The organism is Amycolatopsis ruanii (assembly GCF_003385175.1).
In the GTDB taxonomy this organism is placed as follows: Bacteria; Actinomycetota; Actinomycetes; order Mycobacteriales; family Pseudonocardiaceae; genus Amycolatopsis_E; species Amycolatopsis_E thermalba.
The window spans coordinates 81,423-99,992 of the sequence record NZ_PQHY01000012.1 but is presented as its reverse complement, the minus strand read 5'-3'; the positions used below and the strand labels follow the sequence as shown (position 1 = coordinate 99,992).

The 18,570-nt window shown below is 74.0% G+C and carries 22 protein-coding genes; 12 read left to right on the top strand and 10 right to left on the bottom strand.

Annotated features, from left to right (window positions below):
• Positions 1-73: 73 nt before the first annotated feature.
• Entirely contained in the window at positions 74-445 is a 372-nt protein-coding gene (locus D0D28_RS09485) for an STAS domain-containing protein (RefSeq protein WP_205413214.1), read from the top strand.
• A 730-nt stretch (positions 446-1,175) separates the two neighbouring features.
• On the opposite strand, the gene D0D28_RS09480 is transcribed toward D0D28_RS09485, so the two are convergent.
• Both D0D28_RS09480 and D0D28_RS09475 read right to left on the bottom strand, forming a co-directional pair.
• Positions 1,176-1,592, bottom strand: coding sequence for a hypothetical protein (locus D0D28_RS09480; protein ID WP_240323144.1), 417 nt, complete (start codon positions 1,590-1,592; stop codon positions 1,176-1,178).
• A gap of 3 nt (positions 1,593-1,595) precedes the next feature.
• Positions 1,596-1,889 (bottom strand): MerR family transcriptional regulator, encoded by a 294-nt coding sequence (locus tag D0D28_RS09475; protein WP_094008505.1) that lies wholly within the window; start codon positions 1,887-1,889, stop codon positions 1,596-1,598.
• Positions 1,890-2,011: 122 nt separating this feature from the next.
• Between D0D28_RS09475 and D0D28_RS09470 the strand changes: the two genes are divergently transcribed.
• Both D0D28_RS09470 and D0D28_RS09465 read left to right on the top strand, forming a co-directional pair.
• Positions 2,012-2,443 carry a DUF6292 family protein gene (locus tag D0D28_RS09470; RefSeq protein ID WP_094008504.1) on the top strand — a complete coding sequence of 144 codons (432 nt, stop codon included), beginning with the start codon at positions 2,012-2,014 and terminating at the stop codon, positions 2,441-2,443.
• A gap of 75 nt (positions 2,444-2,518) precedes the next feature.
• Positions 2,519-3,532 carry an LLM class flavin-dependent oxidoreductase gene (locus D0D28_RS09465; protein ID WP_094008503.1) on the top strand — a complete coding sequence of 338 codons (1,014 nt, stop codon included), beginning with the start codon at positions 2,519-2,521 and terminating at the stop codon, positions 3,530-3,532.
• A gap of 110 nt (positions 3,533-3,642) precedes the next feature.
• On the opposite strand, the gene D0D28_RS37305 is transcribed toward D0D28_RS09465, so the two are convergent.
• A complete protein-coding gene (locus D0D28_RS37305; RefSeq protein ID WP_275895893.1) occupies positions 3,643-3,771 on the bottom strand; it encodes a hypothetical protein in 129 nt (42 codons plus the stop codon).
• Between the two features lie 437 nt (positions 3,772-4,208).
• Between D0D28_RS37305 and D0D28_RS09460 the strand changes: the two genes are divergently transcribed.
• On the top strand, positions 4,209-5,165 hold the full coding sequence (locus D0D28_RS09460) for a Gfo/Idh/MocA family protein (protein ID WP_205413213.1): 957 nt from the start codon (positions 4,209-4,211) through the stop codon (positions 5,163-5,165).
• Positions 5,158-6,243: a zinc-dependent alcohol dehydrogenase gene (locus D0D28_RS09455; RefSeq protein ID WP_116110374.1), complete on the top strand. Its 1,086-nt coding sequence runs from the start codon at positions 5,158-5,160 to the stop codon at positions 6,241-6,243. Before D0D28_RS09460 ends, D0D28_RS09455 begins: the two co-directional genes overlap by 8 nt.
• Here D0D28_RS09455 and D0D28_RS09450 read toward each other — a convergent pair whose 3' ends face one another.
• The 4 genes from D0D28_RS09450 to D0D28_RS09435 all read right to left on the bottom strand — a co-directional run bounded on the left by D0D28_RS09450 (position 6,244) and on the right by D0D28_RS09435 (position 9,864).
• Entirely contained in the window at positions 6,244-7,389 is a 1,146-nt protein-coding gene (locus D0D28_RS09450; RefSeq protein WP_167481591.1) for a glycosyltransferase, read from the bottom strand.
• 138 nt (positions 7,390-7,527) lie between these two features.
• Positions 7,528-8,142, bottom strand: coding sequence for an ATP-binding cassette domain-containing protein (locus D0D28_RS09445; RefSeq protein WP_094008137.1), 615 nt, complete (start codon positions 8,140-8,142; stop codon positions 7,528-7,530).
• Positions 8,142-8,813 (bottom strand): ABC transporter ATP-binding protein, encoded by a 672-nt coding sequence (locus D0D28_RS09440; protein ID WP_116110373.1) that lies wholly within the window; start codon positions 8,811-8,813, stop codon positions 8,142-8,144. The genes D0D28_RS09445 and D0D28_RS09440 overlap by 1 nt, the downstream gene beginning before the upstream one ends.
• Positions 8,800-9,864 carry a hypothetical protein gene (locus tag D0D28_RS09435; RefSeq protein WP_116102200.1) on the bottom strand — a complete coding sequence of 355 codons (1,065 nt, stop codon included), beginning with the start codon at positions 9,862-9,864 and terminating at the stop codon, positions 8,800-8,802. The genes D0D28_RS09440 and D0D28_RS09435 overlap by 14 nt, the downstream gene beginning before the upstream one ends.
• Positions 9,865-10,016: 152 nt before the next feature.
• Here D0D28_RS09435 and D0D28_RS09430 point away from each other — a divergent pair, with 152 nt between their 5' ends.
• The 6 genes from D0D28_RS09430 (at position 10,017) to ehuA (ending at position 14,668) form a co-directional block, all read left to right on the top strand.
• On the top strand, positions 10,017-10,577 hold the full coding sequence (locus D0D28_RS09430) for a hypothetical protein (protein WP_116110372.1): 561 nt from the start codon (positions 10,017-10,019) through the stop codon (positions 10,575-10,577).
• The gene (locus D0D28_RS09425) at positions 10,577-11,359 is read left to right on the top strand and encodes a hypothetical protein (protein ID WP_116110371.1); all 783 of its coding nucleotides are present in this window, start codon (positions 10,577-10,579) and stop codon (positions 11,357-11,359) included. The genes D0D28_RS09430 and D0D28_RS09425 overlap by 1 nt, the downstream gene beginning before the upstream one ends.
• Before the next feature lie 316 nt (positions 11,360-11,675).
• Complete coding sequence (gene ehuB, locus D0D28_RS09420) at positions 11,676-12,557, top strand: ectoine/hydroxyectoine ABC transporter substrate-binding protein EhuB (RefSeq protein ID WP_116110370.1); 882 nt, start codon at positions 11,676-11,678, stop codon at positions 12,555-12,557.
• Between the two features lie 5 nt (positions 12,558-12,562).
• The gene (gene ehuC, locus D0D28_RS09415) at positions 12,563-13,261 is read left to right on the top strand and encodes an ectoine/hydroxyectoine ABC transporter permease subunit EhuC (protein ID WP_094008140.1); all 699 of its coding nucleotides are present in this window, start codon (positions 12,563-12,565) and stop codon (positions 13,259-13,261) included.
• The gene (ehuD, locus tag D0D28_RS09410; RefSeq protein ID WP_094008141.1) at positions 13,261-13,917 is read left to right on the top strand and encodes an ectoine/hydroxyectoine ABC transporter permease subunit EhuD; all 657 of its coding nucleotides are present in this window, start codon (positions 13,261-13,263) and stop codon (positions 13,915-13,917) included. The genes ehuC and ehuD overlap by 1 nt, the downstream gene beginning before the upstream one ends.
• Positions 13,918-13,921: 4 nt before the next feature.
• On the top strand, positions 13,922-14,668 hold the full coding sequence (ehuA, locus tag D0D28_RS09405; RefSeq protein WP_094008142.1) for an ectoine/hydroxyectoine ABC transporter ATP-binding protein EhuA: 747 nt from the start codon (positions 13,922-13,924) through the stop codon (positions 14,666-14,668).
• Between the two features lie 69 nt (positions 14,669-14,737).
• Here the strand turns inward: ehuA and D0D28_RS09400 are convergent, their stop codons facing one another.
• Positions 14,738-15,247, bottom strand: a complete 510-nt coding sequence (locus D0D28_RS09400; RefSeq protein ID WP_162831021.1) for a MarR family winged helix-turn-helix transcriptional regulator — start codon at positions 15,245-15,247, stop codon at positions 14,738-14,740.
• A 5-nt stretch (positions 15,248-15,252) separates the two neighbouring features.
• On the opposite strand from D0D28_RS09400, the gene D0D28_RS09395 reads away from it, so the two are divergent.
• Entirely contained in the window at positions 15,253-16,374 is a 1,122-nt protein-coding gene (locus tag D0D28_RS09395) for an MFS transporter (protein WP_116110368.1), read from the top strand.
• Between the two features lie 3 nt (positions 16,375-16,377).
• Here the strand turns inward: D0D28_RS09395 and D0D28_RS09390 are convergent, their stop codons facing one another.
• The gene (locus D0D28_RS09390; protein ID WP_094008145.1) at positions 16,378-17,241 is read right to left on the bottom strand and encodes an SAM-dependent methyltransferase; all 864 of its coding nucleotides are present in this window, start codon (positions 17,239-17,241) and stop codon (positions 16,378-16,380) included.
• A gap of 72 nt (positions 17,242-17,313) precedes the next feature.
• Complete coding sequence (locus D0D28_RS09385; protein WP_240323143.1) at positions 17,314-18,483, bottom strand: alpha/beta fold hydrolase; 1,170 nt, start codon at positions 18,481-18,483, stop codon at positions 17,314-17,316.
• Positions 18,484-18,570: the final 87 nt, after the last annotated feature.

Genomic DNA, 18,570 nt, shown 5'->3' with positions numbered 1-18,570 from the left:
CGCCGCGCGCGCCGACGCCCGGCGGGGTAACCGGACCACTGCCGGATTCCGGATCCTTATGCATGATGGGCGGATGGCACCACCCAGCGACCGTTCACCGGCCGGACCCGCGCACGCGATGACGGTGTCGGCCGAGCACCGGGGACGAGACGTCGTACTGACCGCGACGGGCGAACTCGACATCGCGACGCTGCCCAAGCTGCGCCGCCTGATCCGGCTCGCGCTGGTCGACCGGCCGCGGTTGCTGGTGCTCGATCTGTCCGAGCTGAGGTTCATCAGTTCGAGCGGGCTGGGGCTGCTGGCCGGCACGCACCGGGAGGCCGCGCCGGCGGAGTTGCGGGTGGTGGCGGGGGACGCCGTGCGGCGGGTCATGGCGTTCACGGATCTGCTGGATTTCCTGAACGTGTACCCGTCGATGGCGGAGGCGCTCAAGGACACGGGTTGAGGCGCGCCCCAGCGGCTGGCGATGCACCAGCGGCAGGGGCGCCCCGCCGGGCGGCGCCGCTAGGGCGCGCTCGCGCCCTAGCGGCGGCTCGGATGCCACTGGCACGAGGGCGACGGGGGCGGCCGTTCGGGCAGCGCAGCGCATCCGCGGCACGGCGCCTCCGCAGCGGCACAGCGGCGGGCCTAGGCCCGGCCCGGCCATTCGGCGGGAAGTCCCGCACCGCGAGGCGCCCCGTAGTCCGGGCCAGGGCCTCAGCGCACCCCGACCACCTCGGCACACCGCGCAGCAGGCACCCCACCCGCGCGCGACGGCCGGGACCGGCCGTCGAGCAGCGCCGCGCACTTGCGGCACGGCGCCTCCGCAGCGGCACAGCGGCGGGCCTAGGCCCGGCCCGGCCATTCGGCGGGAAGTCCCGCACCGCGAGGCGCCCCGTAGTCCGGGCCAGCGCCTCAGCGCACCCCGGCTACCTCCGGCACCACCAGCAACCCCACCGCGCAGCAGGAACCGCCCGCCGCGCGCACGGCCAGGGTTGGCCGTTCGGGCAAGCGCCGCGCATCCGCGCCTCTCCGCAGCGGCCCAACGGGCCGAGGCCCGGCCATTCGGCGGGGCGCCCCGCAGCGCGAGGCGCCCGCATCCTGGCAAGCGCCTCAGCGCACGCCGGGTTGTTCGGCACCATCGCGCAGCAGGCTCCCCGCCGGGCGCAACGGCCGGGGCCGCCCGGGCCAGCCCGTCAGCGCACCCCGACCACCTCCGGTACCGCCTCGGGCTGAGCCTCCGACGTTGCCGGCGCCGCCTCCGCCTCGAAACGGCTGAACTCGAACCGCACGTCGCTGCGGTCGGGGCCGCAGGGGGTGGCCGTGATGACGCCCGCGGTGTCCACCGCGGCCAGCTGGGCCAGCAGCCGCGCCAGGCGGTCGGGCGCGCCGGCCACCTCCTGGTCCGTCTGCACCAGCGTGCGGTGCAGGTTCGTCAGCCCCCAGCCGTCGGCGCTCCCGCTGCCCGTCGCCACGGGCAGGGCCACCGTCAGCAGCCACCGCCCGGGCTTGCCCGTCATGGAGGGGGTGCGGTGGTTGGAGATCCCGATGATCTGATCGGCCCGGACCAGCCCGTCGCCCAGCGTGCGGATCCAGACGTTTTCCAGCGCCATCCCTCAAACCTCCTGTTCGGTCTCCGTCCCATCGGTCCTCTCGCCCAGCCGGCGCCGCAGTTCCGCGTTCTCGGCACGCGTGGCGGCCAGCTGGTCCTCCAGCCGGACGATCCGCTCCGCCGCCGCGAGGGTCATCCCGTCGTCGAACAGCTCGCGGACCCGCGCGGCCAGCCGCAGCTGGCGGCGCGAGTAGCGGCGGTGGCCGCCCGACGAGCGGTGGGCCTGGACGACCTCGGCGGCGTCGAGGCTGCGCAGGAACGCCGGCTGCACGTCCAGCGCGTCCGCCGCCTGCCCCATCGTCCAGGCGGGGTAGTCCTCGTCATCCAGCTTGTCTACAGCCACTTGACGAGTCTATCTGCTTCAGTTGCTTGACTCAATCTACAGTCATCACTATAGATATTCGCGGGAGGTGAGGGCAGGTGTTCCCGAACCCGGGTCTGGACCCGCAGAGCAGGACGGCGCGGGGCCTGCGCCGGTACATCGAACTGATCGAGGACATGCTCGGCCTGAGCGGGCAGGGCTCCTGCGTGCAACTGGAGGCACCGCTGGGCGCCTACATCGCGATCGACGGGCACGTCCCCGCGTTCCCCGAGCGCGACGTGGCCCTGCTGTGGGACGAGCGTTACGGCTGGGCCGTGGCGGTGGAGGCCCGCTGCGGCGAGGACCTGCTGGTGCTCGGCTACCTGGGCGGCCAGGTCGTGCCCGCGCCCCGGGTGGTGGCCGCCTTCGTGCGGCGCGCGCTGGGCGGGGAGTGCGCCGGCAGCCCGGAACCGGAGGTCCTGGAGGCGCCCGGCCTGCACGAGGAGCTGGCCGCCTACGCCCCAGCCCCCGAGCTGCTGGCCGCGAGCTAGCGCCCACCCCTTGGGAACGGCACGCCCTCCCGGGAAGTCCTGCCAGAATCGTGATCACGGACCCCGGGAGGACGTGTGTCACGACCGCTGCGGAAACTGGGTTTCCTCACCATCGGCCTGTTCGACGAAGCCGACCCGCGCGCGGGCCACGAAAGCACGCTCGGCATCATCGAGCTGGGTGAGCAGCTCGGTTTCGACAGCGCGTGGGTGCGGCACCGGCACCTGCAGTACGGCATCTCCTCGCCGGTCGCGGTCCTCGCCGCCGCCTCGCAGCGCACGCGCCGCATCGAGCTGGGCACCGCGGTGATCCCGCTGGGCTGGGAGAACCCGCTCCGCCTCGCCGAGGACCTCGCCACCGTCGACGTCCTCTCCGGCGGCCGCCTCAACCCGGGCCTGTCCGCCGGCCCGCCGACGCACTGGGAGCACGTCAAGGACGCCCTCTACCCAGGCACCGCCGACGCCGAGGACTTCAGCCACCAGCGCGTCCGCCGCCTGCTCGACGCGATCCGCGGCGAGCCGGTCACCACGTTCCGCGGCACCGAGGGCTTCGAGGTGTACTCCGACCGCGTCCAGCCGCACTCCCCCGGGCTGGGCCGCCGCCTCTGGTACGGCGGCGGCAGCCTCGGCTCGGCGCGCTGGGCGGGTGAGAACGGGATGAACTTCCTGACCAGCAGCGTGGTCAAGGCCGAGGAGGCGGCGGACTTCGCCGAGATCCAGCTCGCCCTCATCCGCGCGTTCCGCGCCCACCACCCCGACGGCGACCGGGCGCGGGTGTCGCAGGGCCTGGTGGTCATCCCGACCGACTCGGCCACCGCAGAGCAGCGCGCGAAGTACGCCGAGTACGCGGCGAACCGCATGCCCCGCACCACCACGCCGCAGGGCCCGGCGCGGTTGATGTTCGCACCCGACCTGGTCGGCACGTCCGCCGAGATCGCCGAGCGGCTGCACGCGCACGCCGCCTACCGGGAGGTCGACGAGGTCGCCTTCGCGCTGCCGTTCACCTTCGAGCACGCCGACTACGTGCAGATCCTGACCGACATCGCGACCAAACTCGGCCCCGAGCTGGGCTGGTCGCCCGCTACGGGGTGAGCTCGCGTTCGGCCGGTTCGGCTACCGGCTGGACATGGCGCGGGAGCGGGCCGGTGCCACCGACGTGATCGACTACGCCGAAACGCCGGTGCTGGACGCGCTGGACGAGATCACCGCGGGCGCGGGCCGGACGCCTGCATCGACTCGGTCGGGATGGAGTCGGCGGGCGCGGGGCGGAACTCGACGCGGCCGGAGTTGCGCACCCGCGTCGCCCACCGACCGCCATTCGAGGTGCTCACCGGCCTCCTCGCTGGTGATCTCGCGTCCCACTCGACATCCGCCCAGTGGCCGCACGGGCTCCAGGTGGCTCAGGACGCGCGGCAGGGTCTCCAGCTCGCGCCAGGCCGCGTACACCTCGGCGACCGGCCGGTTCACGTGATGCGCCCCGCGGCCTCGACCGGGGCGCGGTTGCCGTTGCGGCTGGTGATCACGGCGGCGACGGCCACCGCGGCCGCGGCGGCGGTCGCCACGGTGGCGCGGCGAGCTGCACGGTCCCGAGGCTGATGCTGAAGACGCCGAGGCCGTCGGCCAGTCTCCGGGAGAGCTGTCGTGTCATCTCGGGTTCCCTTCCGCGCGAGTCGAGCGTGATACCCGCTGCCGGACAGCGGAAACCGGCGCACCCGTTGACCGCCGTTTCACTCCTTCGGCAGCGGGAACCCGGCCGCGTGGAGGAGCGATGGTGACGAGGTGCCGGATCGGGTTCGTCGGCGCGGGTGGGGTGGCCGCCCGCCACGCGCGCATGCTCGCCGGGTTCGGCGACGTCGAGCTGGTCGCCGTCACCGACCTCGATCCGGACCGGGCGCGGGCGTTCGGCCCGCGGGCCGTTCCCGGGGTGCCGGAGCTGATCGACTCCGGCATCGACGCCGCCTACGTGTGCGTGCCGCCGATGGCGCACGGCCCGGCCGAGGAAGCCCTCGCCGAGGCGGGGATCCCGATGTTCGTGGAGAAGCCGATCGCGCTGGACACCGGCGTCGCGGACCGGGTCGCCGCCGCGCTGGACCGGGCCGGCGTCCTCGCTTCGGTCGGGCACCACTGGCGCTACTCGGCGGCAGTGGTGCCTGCGCGGGAGGTGCTGGACGGTCGCCCGGTGCGGCTCGCGATCGGCGCGTGGCTGGACCGGGTGCCGCCGGTGCCGTGGTGGGTGCGGCGGGACAGCTCCGGCGGGCAGGTGATCGAGCAGGCGATCCACGTGCTGGACCTGGCGCGTCTGCTGGCCGGCGAGGTCACCGAGGTGCACGCGGTCGCCGACGGGGCGCCGCCGAGCGCGCCGGACGCCGACGTGGACGGCGCCACCGTCGCGACGCTGCGATTCGCCGACGGCGGGGTCGGGACGCTCGTGGCGACCTGCCTGCTCGGGTGGAAGCACCGCGCCGGGCTGGAGGTGTTCGCCGACGGGCTGGCCCTGTCGGTCGCCGAGGACGTCCTGGAGGTCCGCGACGGCGACGGCGCGCAGGTGCAGCGGGTCGATCCGGACGACGCCAAACGCGCGGCGGACCGGGACTTCGTCGACGCGGTGCTGGGCCGCACCGCGGGGGTCCGGACCTCCTACGCGGAGGCGGTGCGCACCCACCGGCTGGCCCACGCGATCGCGCGCTCGGCCACCCGCGGGATTCCGGTGCGGCTCGATGGGTGAGGACCGGGTGCTCGTGGTGACCGGGCCGGGCCGGGTGAGCCTGGTCCGCGAACCCGCGCCGGACGGCGACGTCGAGGTCCGCACCCTCTACAGTGGACTGTCCGCGGGCACGGACCTGAGCTTCGTCAAGGGCACGCACCCGAGCCTGCACGCGGGCTGGGACGCCGAGCTGGGCCTGTTCGACGCGCGCGGGCCGGAGCGGGGCTACCCGGTGCGCCGGTGGGGGTACATGCAGGTCGCGCGGGTGACCGCGAGCCGCGATCCGGCGTTCGCCGAGGGCGAGCTGCTGGCCATGACCTACGGGCACCGCGACGGCTACCGCGCCGACCCGCGGTCGGAGCGGATGGTGCGGCTGCCTGCCGACCTGGACCCGCTGCTCGGCATCTACGTCGCGCACATGGGCCCGATCTGCGCGAACGGGCTGCTGCACGCGGCTGCCGACCTGCACGGCACGGACGTGCGGTCGCTGGCGGACGGGGTGCGCGAGCGGCGCGTGGTGGTGACCGGGGCGGGGGTGGTCGGGCTGCTGACCGCGTTGTTCGCGCGGCGGCACGGGGCCGAGGAGGTCGTCGTGGTGGAGCCGACTCCGCAGCGGCGCGCCGTCGTGGAGCGGTTCGGGATCGAGGCGCTCGATCCGGGGGCGGTGGATCCGGCGGTGCTGCTGAAGACGCGGTGGCGGCACGGGCCGGGCGACCGCGGCGCGGACGTGGTGTTCCAGTGCCGGGGGCAGCCGTCCAGCCTGGCGATGGCGCTGCGCGCGGCCCGACCGCAGGGGACGGTGATCGACCTGGCGTTCTACCAGGACGGCGCGGACGCGGTGCGGCTCGGCGAGGAGTTCCACCACAACGGGCTGGCGATCCGGTGCGCGCAGATCGGCCGCGTGCCGCGGGGGCTGGCGCACACGTGGGACCGCGAGCGCCTGTCGGCGCGGACGATCGACCTGCTGCGCGCCGAGGGGCCCGGGATCCTGGCGCACGTGGTGACCGACGTGGTGCCGGTGGAGGAAGCGCCCGAGCTGCTGATGGCCCTCGCGCGGCGGCGCAGGCACGTGCTGCAGGCGGTGTTCACGTTCGGCTAGTCAGGCGAACGAGTCCTGCCCGGTGCACACCTTCTCGTACAGGGACACGTAGTCGTCGGCCATGCGGGACGGGGAGAAGCGCTCCGCGGCCACCCGGCGGCACGTCCGCGGGTCCAGCCGTCGCGCGTTGCGCCAGGCGGTCACGAGTCCGTCCTCGTCGCCGGGGGCCACCAGCAGCCCGGTCCCGCCGTCGTCCACCAGTTCGGGCAGGCAGCCGCGCCGGTAGCCGGCCACCGGGGTGCCCAGCGCCAGCGACTCGACCACCGCGGTCCCGCCCGGCTCGTCCCACTGCAGCGGGCACAGGCTCACCAGCGCGCCGGCGAGCAGCGCGTCCCGCTTCGCCGGGCCCACCGAGCCGACCCACCGCACGCACCGCCCGTCCACCCACGGCCGCACCCGCTCCTGCCAGTACTGCACGTCGGGGTTGCGCAGCGCGTCGGGGTCGTCCCGCAGCGCCCGCGCCAGCGCCGCCGGCCGGTCGTAGGGGCCCACCGGCCCGGCGAGCACCAGCTCCTGCCCCGCCGCGTGGGCCAGCCGCGCCGCGACGTCCTGGCCCTTGCCGGGCGTGATCCGGCCGAGCACGATCGCGTACCGGCCCTTGTCCACGCCGGCCCGCCGGCCGGCGAGCGGTGTCGCGAGGTGCACGTGCCCGAGGCTCGCCGCGCGCAGCGCCGCCGGAGCCCGGTACAGCTGGTCGGCCGACACGCCGTTGACCCGCACGCGGCCGCGGCCGTCGAAGTTCTCGTACAGCGCCGGGTGCTTGCCCAGGTCCCAGTGCAGGGTGTGCAGCGCGGGCGGCGCGGCGGAGCCGAGCGCGGCCAGCACCACCGGCCCGACCGCCTCGACGTGGTCGTGCACCAGGTCCACGTCCTCGCGCCGGGCCAGTTCCCGCACCACGTGGTCCATGTGCGCCATCACGCAGCCCATGACGCGGTTGTAGGGCAGTTGCAGCAACGGGAACTGCGGCACCGGATGGCGGAACACCACCTCGTCGGCCGCGATCGTGCTCGTCCCGACCGTGGCCAGCACGACCTGGACGCCACGATCCCGCAACGCCGGGACCAAAGTGGCCACGACGTTTTCGATCCCGCCGTATCCGGCCGGCGGAACGGACAGCCAGGGTCCGGCGTTCAGCAAGACGCGCACGGATGTGCTTGTTCCCCGGTTTTCCCCCGTTACACAACGGAAATCGATTCACGACCCCGGCTCGCACCCGGCGCAGGATTTTCCGGCGCCGCTGATACCGTCCGTCCTCTCTGGACCGTGGTCGCTGAGGTGCTCGGCTCATCCGGGTGCGACCGCGGGAGCGTCGAGCCGGATTTCCCGGTCCGCGCGGGACACCACGGCCGCGTCGTGACTGGCGATCAGCACCGCCGCGCCCCGGACGGCGGCCGCCCGCAGCAGGTCGAGCACCAGCCGGGCACGGCGGTGGTCCTGGTGGGAGGTGGGTTCGTCGGCGATCACCAGTGACGGCGCGGCGACCAGTGCCCTGGCCACCGCCGCCCGCTGCTGCTCGCCGCGCGACACCTCGCCCGGGCGTCGCGCGGCGAGGTGTCCCAGCTCCAGCGCCTCCAGCAGCTCCGCGCCGCCGGGGCCACCGCGGGCGAGCGCCAGGTTGTCGGCCAGGGTCAGCTCCTCGAACAGGCTGATGGACTGCGGCACGAAACCCAGGTCCCGCCAGGACATCCGGTCCACCGGCACCTCCGGCAGCGGCGGGCGCGGCACGATCTCGCCGCCGTCCGGGGTCTCCCACCCGCCGGCGATCATCAGCAGTGTGCTCTTGCCCGATCCGGACGGCCCGGTCAGCACGACCAGCTCCCCCGCCACCAGGTCGAGGTCGACCGGCCGCAGCGCCGGTGTCCCGCCGTAGCTCTTGCGCACCCCGCGCAGACTCAGCATCAGCCCTCCCCCATCCGGCCGTCCACCAGCTCCACCACCCGGTCCGCCACCCGGCTCACCTCCGGATCGTGCGTGGCGAGCAGGATCGCCTGCCCGCGGTCGGCCAGCCGCCGCAGCGCCTCGGCCACCCGGCCGGCGGAGTCGCGGTCCAGCTGCGCGGCCGGCTCGTCGGCGATCACCACCGCCGGTTCCCCGGTCGCGGCGAACGCCAGCGCGACCCGCTGCTGCTCACCGCCGGACAACCGCCGCGGCACGTGCCCGGTGCGGTGGCCCAGCCCCAGCACCTCGACCAGCTCGGCGCCGGTGTCCCGGCCGCGCAGCCGCGCCGCCAGCGCGAGGTGCTCGGCGACGGTGAGGTAGTCGAGCAGGTTGTCCGCAGGGTCCTGGAACACGTACCCCACCCGCGTGCGGCGCACCGCCCGCCGCGCGCGGGCGGACAGCGCGGTGACCTCGGTCCCGGCTATCCACACGCGACCGTCCTCCGGCCGCTCCAGGCACGCCAGGATCTTCAGCAGCGTCGACTTGCCCGAGCCGGACGGCCCGACCACCGCCGTGATCGCCCCGCGCGGCACCGTCAGCGCCACCCCGGACAGGGCGTGCACGGTCTCGCCCCGCGTGGGGTAGTCGTAGGCCACACCCTCGCACCACAGCGCCGGGTCATCGCGAGTCACGCAGCACCTCCGCCGGACAGGCGCGGGAGACCGCGCGTTGTGCCGCGCCCGCCGCGAGCGCGGTGGTGACGGCCGCCGCGGCCGCCAGCCCGGCGACCAGGCCCCACGGCGGGCTCAGCAGCGTGCCGGGCAGGGTCGCGGGGTTGACGTCGTAGGCGCGCGCGGTGAGACCGACCGCCACCGCGGCGAGCACCAGCCCCGTGACGAACCCGGCCAGCAACAGCCCGCCCACCTCGAAGCACAACGCCCGCCAGTGGTCGGCCGGGGTCACCGACATCCGGCGCAGCAGCACGTACGCGCTGCGCCGCGCCCGGGCCTTCGCCGTCAGGTAGAGCAGCAACCCGACCACGATGATCGCCCCGCACAACAGCGACACCGCCGCGAGGAACCCGAACGTGTAGGTGATCGGCGAGTACACCCCGGCCGCGGTCACGGTCGACGCCTCGGCGTAGGTGCGCACCGGCAGCCCGGACACCTGCGGCCGGATCTCGTCCGGATCGCCGCGCACCCACAACTGCGGCCGGGTCACCAGGCCGAGCCCGTCCAGGACGTCCTGCCGCACGAGGAGCAGCGGGTTGCCGGACTTCTTGCCCGGCAGCTGCGGCACCGCCACCACCGTCAGCGGCACACCCCGCCCGCCGATGTCCACAGTGGACGTGCCATCGGCGCGGTTCAGCCCGGCCAGCGCCGCGATCGGCTCCCCGCGCGCCAGACGCCCGAGCAGGTCGTCCAGCGACGGCCCGGGCAGCGCGGGATCCCAGAACGCGGCGCGGCCGAACGTCGCCGGGTCCACGCCGAGCACCTCGACCGTGCTGCCGCCGACGCGGGCGTTGCCGTAGGCGGACACCAGACTCGCCCGGTCCGCCAGTCCGGGCGGCACCGGCACGCGGGACTCCAGCGAGAACACCACGTCCGTGCCGACGATCAGCTGCCCCTCGGCGTGCAGGGTGCGGTCCACCGAGCCGGTCACCGACGCGCCGTACACCGCCAGTGCGACCGGCACCGCCGTCGCCCCGGCCAGCACCGCCGCCGCGACCGGGCCGGCCAGCACCCGCCGGGTGGCCAGGAACCAGCCGGGGCGCCCCGGGCCGCCGCAGGCCCGGGCGCGGGCCAGCCCCCAGCAACGCGCGCGCCGCGGCCACCGCCAGTGCGATCACCAGCAGGATCGGCGCCACCACCAGCCGGGGCGGCACGCGCGCCACCGTGCCGACCGCCCCGCTCGCCCCGGTCTGGACGTCGTCGCCGAGCACGAACCAGCTCACCACGGCCGCGGCGAGCGGCACGAGTTCCCACGGCACCCACCGCGCGCGGCGCGCCCGCACCGGCGGCACGTCGAACAGGCGCGCCGTCCGCCGCCACGCGACCAGCGCGACCGCGCCGAGGGTCACCAGGAACGCGCCGGTGGCCGCCCAGACCGAGCCCCGGAGGGCGGCCGGTGTGAACGCATCGCCCGGCCCCACCGAGCCGACCAGGGCTCGCGCCGCGAACCAGCCGCCGGCCATCCCGGCGGCGACGACGAGCGCGACCTCCAGCACGGCCTTCCCGGCGAGCGCGGCCGGGCCGACGCCACGCGCGGACAACACGGTCAGCTCCGCCCGGCGCCGGTCCACCCAGAACCCGCCCGCGGCCCCGGCCACGACGAGCCCGGCGATCGCGGCGGCCGCGGCGAGGGGCACGACGGTGCCGGTGAGCGCGTCGACCACGAGGGTCGCCCGGTCGGTCATGCCGGGCAGGGCCGAGGTGAACTGGACGCCGTCGGGGTAGTGGTCGCCGGCCTGGTTGGTGTCGTCGCGCAGGCGGGCCAGGTCGTCCAGGACGGGCACGGCGTTCGCGGTGGTCAGTCCGGTCGCGTCGAGCGGCAGCTCGATCACCGTCGCGGCGCGCAGGCCACTGCCGTCGGCCGCGGCGAGGAACTCCTCCCGCGGCACGAGCGCGAGCGGGTAGACCGGGGCTTCCGACAGCGGCCGGCCCCGGTAGAGGTCGGTGAGGCTGCACCAGTACGGCTGGTCGGGAGCAGACCGCAGGTCCCGGTAGACCGCCGCGACGGGCATCGTCACGGTGCGGCCGGCGAGCGTGACGGGGACGCGGTCGCCGACGCGGATGCCCCTGTCCGCCGCGAAGCCGTCGGGCAGCCACACGCCGGGACCGCGGCCGCCGCCGACGACCAGCACGTGCCGGTCGAACCCGGTGCGGGCGACCAGGTTCACGGTGCCGCCGCCCAGCGCCGCCTGCTGCACCAGCGTGGTCACCGGGGCGGACAGCCGCGGCACCTGGGCGCCTCCGCTGGTCAGCGCCCGCTCACGCGCGTCGAGCAGCACCGCGCCGGCCGGTGCGGGGTCGTCGAACCGCAGCCCCGCGCTCACGTGTGCGCCGGTGTAGGCCGGGCAGGCGTCGGCGACCTGGCTCTGCAGACTGGCATTGCCCGCGGCGGACAGGAACAGCGCGGCGGCGGCCGCGGGGAGCGCGACGAGGAACGCGGCCGCGGCCACGGCCACCGCGATGGCGGGCCGGCGCAGCAACATCCACGGCGCGCGCGCCCAGGGTGACGGAAACCCCCAGTGGTTCTCCGGCGAAGTCTGACACGATCGGCGGTTCGGGGAGCCGCTTTTCGTCGCGCCGGTGCGGTTCCCGGCGCACCCGGACTGCGCGGCCCCGGCGGAGTCCGCTGGGCGGCGGCAGTCTCCACCTGGGCGAGGCCGAACGGGCGATCCTCACCGCCGCACGGCGGCGGCTTTCGCGGTCGGCTGCGGGTTTACTTATTGTCAACAATCTCCGCATTGACAATCCTACGAGCGCGCACCTAGCTTGATCGCGATCACGTCGCCCGGTCGGGTGACTCGAGCTCCCGAGGAAGGCACTTCGATGCGCCCTACCGGAATCTCCCGCCGAAACCTGCTGCGTGGCGCGGGCGCCACCGTCGTGGCGGCGCCGCTCACCGGCTTCCTCGCCGGCTGCAGCTTCACGCAGCCCGGCACCGGGCAGCCGAACTCCACATTGGACCAGGTCCGGAGCCAGGGGTACGCGCGCGTCGCGATCGCCAACGAACCGCCCTACACCAAGGTGAACGCCGACGGCTCGGTCACCGGCGTCGAGCCCGACGTCGTGTCGGCCGTGCTGAAGCGGATGGGAATCGGCAGCATCCAGGGCGTCGTGACGCCGTACGAGTCGATGATCCCGGGCCTCAACGCCAACCGCTGGGACATCATCGCGGCCGGGTTGTTCATGAAACAGTCGCGCTGCGCGGAGATCCTCTACTCCGAGCCGGACATCGTCTCCACCGAATCGTTCGCGGTGCCCGCGGGCAACCCGCGCAAGCTCGCCGGGATCGCCGACGTCAAGGCCGACCCGGCCGTGCGCGTCGCCGTGCTGCCCGGCGGGTTCGAGGACGGCGTGCTCAAGACCGAAAAGGTGCCGGCGGGCCAGATCGTCAGCGTCCCCGACGGCCGCAGCGGCGTGGAGGCGGTCCTGGCCGGCCGCGCCGACGCGTTCTTCCTGCCCACGCTGTCGCTGAACTCGCTGAAGACCGCAGGCATCGAGATCACCGCCGCGATCAAGGACGTCCAGCAGACCGGCGCCGGCGCGGGTTTCCGCAAGAACGACACCGCTTTCCAGCAGGCCTACGACGAGCAGCTCGCCGCGTTCAAGCAAACCCCGGAATACGCCGGCACGCTGGCCAAGTGGGGCTTCTCCGCGGACGACGTCCGCGGGGTCACCCGCGACCAGCTCTGCGCGGTGAGCGGCTGAGCGCGATGTCCGCCATCGCTCCCTACCTCCCCCTGCTGCTCGACGGCCTGCTCATCACGCTGGCGCTGACCGTCTGCGGCATGGCGCTCGCGCTCGTCGTCGCGTTCACGGCCGGGCTGGCCCGGCTGTCGCCGCGACGGCTGCTGCGCTGGCCCGCCGGGATCTTCGTCGAGGTGTTCCGCGGCACGTCCATGCTGGTCCAGTTGTTCTGGCTGTTCTTCGCGCTGCCGTTCTTCGGCATCCAGCTCACCCCGTTCGCGGCCGGTGTGCTCGCGCTGGGCCTCAACGAGGGCGCCTACGCCGCGGAGATCGTGCGCGGGTCGATCAACTCGCTGCCGCGCGGGCAGCACGAAGCGGCCGCCGCGCTGAGCATGAGCCCGTCGCTGAAGATGCGGCGCGTCCTGCTGCCGCAAGCGATCCCGGTGATGCTGCCGTCGTTCGGCAACGTGTTGATCGACCTGCTCAAGAACACCTCGCTGGTGTCGCTGGTGACGGTGGCGGACCTGACGTTCCGCGCGCAGATGGTCCGCACCAGCACCGGCGCGACGACCGCGGTGTTCGGCACGATCCTGGTGATGTACTTCGTGGTGTCCTACCTGCTGTCCCTGGGCCGCGGATGGCTGGAGAAGCGGGTGGCGCCGGACCGGATCGCGCCGGACCGCACGACCCTGGTGCGCAAGGCCGCCGGCGGGGTGGTGCAGTGATGGTCTGGGACTGGAACTTCGCCTTCGGCATCCTGCCCGAGCTGTTGCGCGGGCTGTGGGTGACGGTGCAGGTGACGCTCGCCGGGATCGTGATCGCGCTCGTCGTCGGCCTGGTGGTGGCGGTCCTGCGGCACCTGCGGATTCCCGTGCTGCGCCAGATCCTGTGGTTCTACGTGGAGTTCGTGCGCGGCACTCCGCTGCTGGTGCAGGCGTACTTCGCGTTCTACGTGCTGCCGCTGTACGGGATCACGTTCTCCGCGATGGTCACCGGGATCATCGTCATCGGCCTCAACTACAGCGCCTACACCGCCGAGGTCTACCGGGCCGGCATCGAAAGCGTCCCGAGCGGACAGTGGGAGGCGGCGACCGCGCTGAGCCTGCCGTGGCGGCGCCGGTGGCAGGCCGTGGTCCTGCCGCAGGCGGTGCGGGCCGTGGTGCCCGCGCTGGGCAACTACCTGATGCAGATGTTCAAGGACTCGGCGATCCTGTCCGCCATCACGGTGCTGGAACTGCTCGGGCACGCGACCGCGATCGGCTCCGGCAGCTACCGCTACCTCGAGCCGTACACGCTGGTGGGGCTGCTGTTCCTGCTCGTGAGCTACCCCGCCGCCAAGCTGATCCGACGATTGGAGCTCCGCCTTGCCCAGCCCCGCTGACCCGATGATCGCCTTCCGTGGCGTGCGCAAGTCCTTCGGCAGCCACGAGGTCCTGACCGGACTCGACCTGGAGGTGGGGGCCGGGGAGAAGGTGTCGATCATCGGGCCCAGCGGGTCGGGCAAGACGACGATCCTGCGCCTGCTGATGACACTGGAGCAACCCGACGCCGGGCGCATCGAGGTCGACGGCGAAACCCTGTGGGACGCGGGCGGTTTCGACACCGGCCGGATGAAGCTGGTGCGCCGCCGGATCGGGATGGTGTTCCAGCACTTCAACCTGTTCCCGCACATGACCGTGCTGCGCAACGTGACGGAAGCGCCGGTCCACGTGCTCGGGCAGGGACGCGAGGAGGCCGACGCGCACGCCCGGGAGCTGCTCGGGATGGTCGGGCTGGAGCAGCACGTGGACAAGAAACCGGGGCAGCTGTCGGGTGGGCAGCAGCAGCGGGTCGCGATCGCGCGGGCGCTGGCGATGCGGCCCCGGGTGATGCTGTTCGACGAGGTGACCTCGGCGCTGGACCCCGAGCTGGTCGGCGAGGTGCTGGGGGTGATCCGCGAGCTGGCGCACTCGCAGTCGATGACGATGCTGCTGGTGACCCACGAGATGCGCTTCGCGGAGGACATCTCCGACCGGGTGCTGATGTTCGACTCGGGGGCGGTCGTGGAAGCCGGCCCACCGTCGGTCATCTTCCACGAGCCGCGGGAGGAACGCACGAAGCGGTTCCTCAGCGCCGTGCTGGACCGCCGCTGACCCGAGCGCGGACCGGCCGCCCGCCGGTCCGCGCTCAGCACCGCCGCCGATCTCAGCCGCCCGGGGAGTTCACGAGCGCTCGCACAACCCCGCGTGCACCGGGCACTCCGCACACACCGACCGGTCACACAACCGGCACAACTCCGCCAGCACCTGCTCACTGCGCGCCTCCGGGCCCAGCACCGCCTCCGCCACCCCGGCCAGCTGCGCCCGCTGCTCCCCCGACAACCGCCCCACCAGGCGGTCCAGCGCCGCCCGCCGGGCGGCCAGCGCGGACGCCGCCCGGCGTTCGCCCTCGGCCGTCAGCCTCAGCGGGCGGCGGCGGCCCTCGCTGTCGCGCGTGATCCAGCCCTGCTCGGTCAGCCGCCGCACCAGGTGGGCCGTCCCGGGCTGGGAGATGCGCAGCACCCCGGCGAGCCAGTCCGCCGTCCGCCCCGGCTGGTCCTTGATCGCGATCAGCGCCTCCCCCAGCGCGCCACCGGCGCCGACGGCCTCGGTGACCGCGTCCCGGACCGCGCCGGCCACCAGCAACGACATCGCGCCGAGCAGGTTTGCGCTCCGCGCTTCCGGCTCATTCATAAGTTATGAATATACGGGCTCTGGTCCTGATCGGCTGCCTGAACCTCGCCCAGCTGCCCATCGCGATGCGGCCGCTGCTCGTCACGCTCACCGGGGTCGAGGCCACCGGCAGTTTCGCCGCCGCGGGGCTGGCCGGAGCGGCGGCCGCCGTCGGCACCGCGATCGCCGCTCCCCTGTGGGCCCGCACGCTGCCGTCCTCGGGCGACCGCCGGGTCCTCGTGCTGTCCGGCACGGTGTTCACCGCCGCCCAGCTGGCGCTCGCGGCCGCGCACGGGCCGGCCCTGTTCACCGGCCTCGCGGCGGCCTCGGGACTGGTCACCCCGCCGGTGTCAGCGAGCGTGCGCGCCATGCTCCCCCGCCTCGCGAAATCGCATCTGACCAGGGCCTACGCGGTCAACTCGGTCGCGCTGGAGACGGTCTACATCGGTGGCCCGCTGTGGGTGAGCGGCCGGGCGGCGCTGGCCGGACCGGCGGCGGCGCTGGTCGCCACGACGCTGACCGGCGCCGCGGGCCTGGCCGTCGGTGTCGCGCTGGTGCCCGCCTTCCCGCGGTCGCGGCCGCGGCGGGGCCGTCTGCTGAACGATCCCGCGGTGCACACGCTCGGCGCGGCCTACCTCGCCTACTGGGTCTGCATGGGCGCGATGTGGGTGCTGGTGCCGGCGTTCGCCGAGCACGCGGGCGCGGCCGGGCAGTCGGGGCTGCTCGTCGCGGTGTGGTCGGCGGGCAGCCTGGCCGGCGGACTCGCGCTGGCGGTGCGCCCGCCCCGGGCCGCCCAGCGCACCAGCTACACCCTGCTGCTCGGCGCGCTCGCGCTGACGTCGCTGCCGCTGGCACTACCCGGCACGATCGCGGCGATGGCCGTGGTGATCGCCGTGTTCGGGCTGGCGCTGGCGCCGTGGCTCGCGGTGCACGACCAGCTGGTCGCCGCCACCGCCGACGATCGCAGCGGTGAGCTGTACGGCTGGCTGACCACGCTGGGCCAGGTCGGCAGCGCCGCGGGCTCGGCGATGGCCGGCCCGGTCGGCGACCGCTACGGCGGCGGGCCGGCGTTCCTGCTGGTCAGCGCGGCCCTGGTGATCGCGGCCGGGATCGCGGTGACCCGGCGGCGCACCCTGCCGGGGGCCTGACCGTCAGGCCTTGCGCGCCACCCCGGCCCACACCACGGAGTCGTTGGGCGAGTCGAACTCGATCTCCGGGGCGTTGGCGCCGTTCTCCTCCGGGTGCCACAGCGGCGTCCAGGTCGCGCCGGGCTCCACCATCTCCAGGTCGCCGAACAGCGCCTCGATCTCACCGCGCGGGCGCCAGATCACCGGCGTCGCCGTGGCGTCGTACATCTTGCCGAACTCGGCCATCTCCCGGGCCCGGCTCTCCGGCACGCCGTCGGCCGTGCCGTGCGAGAGCACCAGGTACGAACCGGGGGCGAGCAGTTCCCGGTAGCGCGCCACCGCGGCCGGGCCGATGTCCGTGCCGTCCGGGCCGGGCTGGGTGACGTGCAGGACCGCGATCAGCAACAGCGCGACCGGCTGCGCGAAGTCGATGACGCCGGAGTCGGCGACCTTGTTCCACAGCAGGTCCGGGTCGCGCAGGTCGGCCTGGATCACCGCGTGCCGGTCGAGGTCGCCCTCCTTCTCCAGCAGCATCTGCGAGTGCGCGACCGCCACCGGCTCGTTGTCGATGTAGACCACGCGAGTGGTGGTGTCCAGCTCGTCGGCGACCTGGTGCGTGCTGCCCATCGTGGGCACGCCCGAGCCGACGTCGATGAACTGCCGCACGCCCTGCTTGACCAGGTACCGCACGGCCCGGTGCAGGAACAGCCGGTTGGACTTCGCGGCCGGGCGCACGAACGGGAAGCGCTCCAGCGCCTTTTCCGCGAACACGCGGTCGACCGCGTAGTTGGCCTTGCCGCCGAGGTAGTAGTCGTACACCCGGGCCACGTTCGGGTGGTCCAGGTCGACGCCTTCCATCGGGAACTGCTCGAACCGGGACTTCGCCATCACAGCCTGCTTTCCCCAGGGAGATCAACACCGATGACCCGAATACTAGCGGTCGCCGGGGACGCCCGGCGGTCAGCTGCCGAGGAAGGAGTCCAGCTCGGCGAGGAATTCCGGCCACGCCGGTTCTTGCTCGGTGAGGACGTGGTTGCGGCTGTCCAGGAAACACAGCCTGCTGTCCGGGATGAGCGCGGCCAGTTCCTGCGCCTGCGCCTTCGGCACGCGCAGATCGCCGCGGGAGTGCAGGATCAGCGTCGGGCAGCGCACGGACGGCGCGATGGCGGAGACGTCGATGTGGGCGAAGACGTTCAGGAAACGCACCACGTTGTCGTTGGAGGTGGTGGCGCGCTGCAGGTCGTTGAAGGCGTCCCACAGCTCGCGGGTGGCGTCCGGCAGGAACTGGCCGGCGAACACCTGGCGGAAGGTCGGATCGTCGTGGCGCCAGCCGATCCGGCCCAGGACGAGGTCGAGTTCGGCCTCCTCCTTCTCCTCCGGGGTGGTGGCGCGCGCGAACCGGCCGCGGCTGTAGGCGCCGGCGAGCACGAGCCGGGACACGCGCTCGGGGTGCCGCACGGCGTAGGCGATCGCGACCGCGCCGCCCTGCGAGATGCCGAGCAGCGGGAACCGCTCCAGCCCCAGGCCGTCGACCACCAGCTCCAGGTCGTCGACCCAGTCGTCGAACCGGAACTCGCCGATGTCCCAGTCGGACAGGCCGCAGCCGCGCTCGTCGTAGCGCACCAGGGTGTGCCGCCGGGCCAGGCCGTCCAGCCAGTGCGCCCAGATCGGGCTCGCCCACTCCAGGTCCAGGTGGGTCAGCCAGTTCGCCGCCTTGACCAGCGGCGGCCCGCACCCGGACAGCGCGTACGCGACGCGCACGCCGTCGGGTGAGCGGCAGTAGCGGATCTGCTGCGGGGCGCGGACGCGGAGCGGGGCGGCGCCGTTCTCGCGGACGTCGGCGACGAAGCGGTACCCGACGCCGTGCACGGTCGCCACGATCCGCTGCCGTTCCCCGCTGTCCCCGATCGCGCGGCGCAGCGCCTTGACGCGGCTGGTGAGCGCGGACTCGCTGACGTGCCGGTAGCCCCACACCGAGTCGAGCAGCTCGGTCTTGCCGACGACGCGGTCGCGGTGCCGGATCAGGTGCGTCAGCAGGGCGAACACCTGCGGCTCGACGTGGACCGGCTCGCCGCGGCGGCGCAGCTCGAACCGCTGCGGGTCGACCACGCAGTCCTCGAACTCGTACATCAGGGCCACCTCGCCACCGAATCTCCACATCATCCCCACGATTCCGCCAAGCCACCAGACCCCCTCGCGGGTCACCCTGAACCGGAC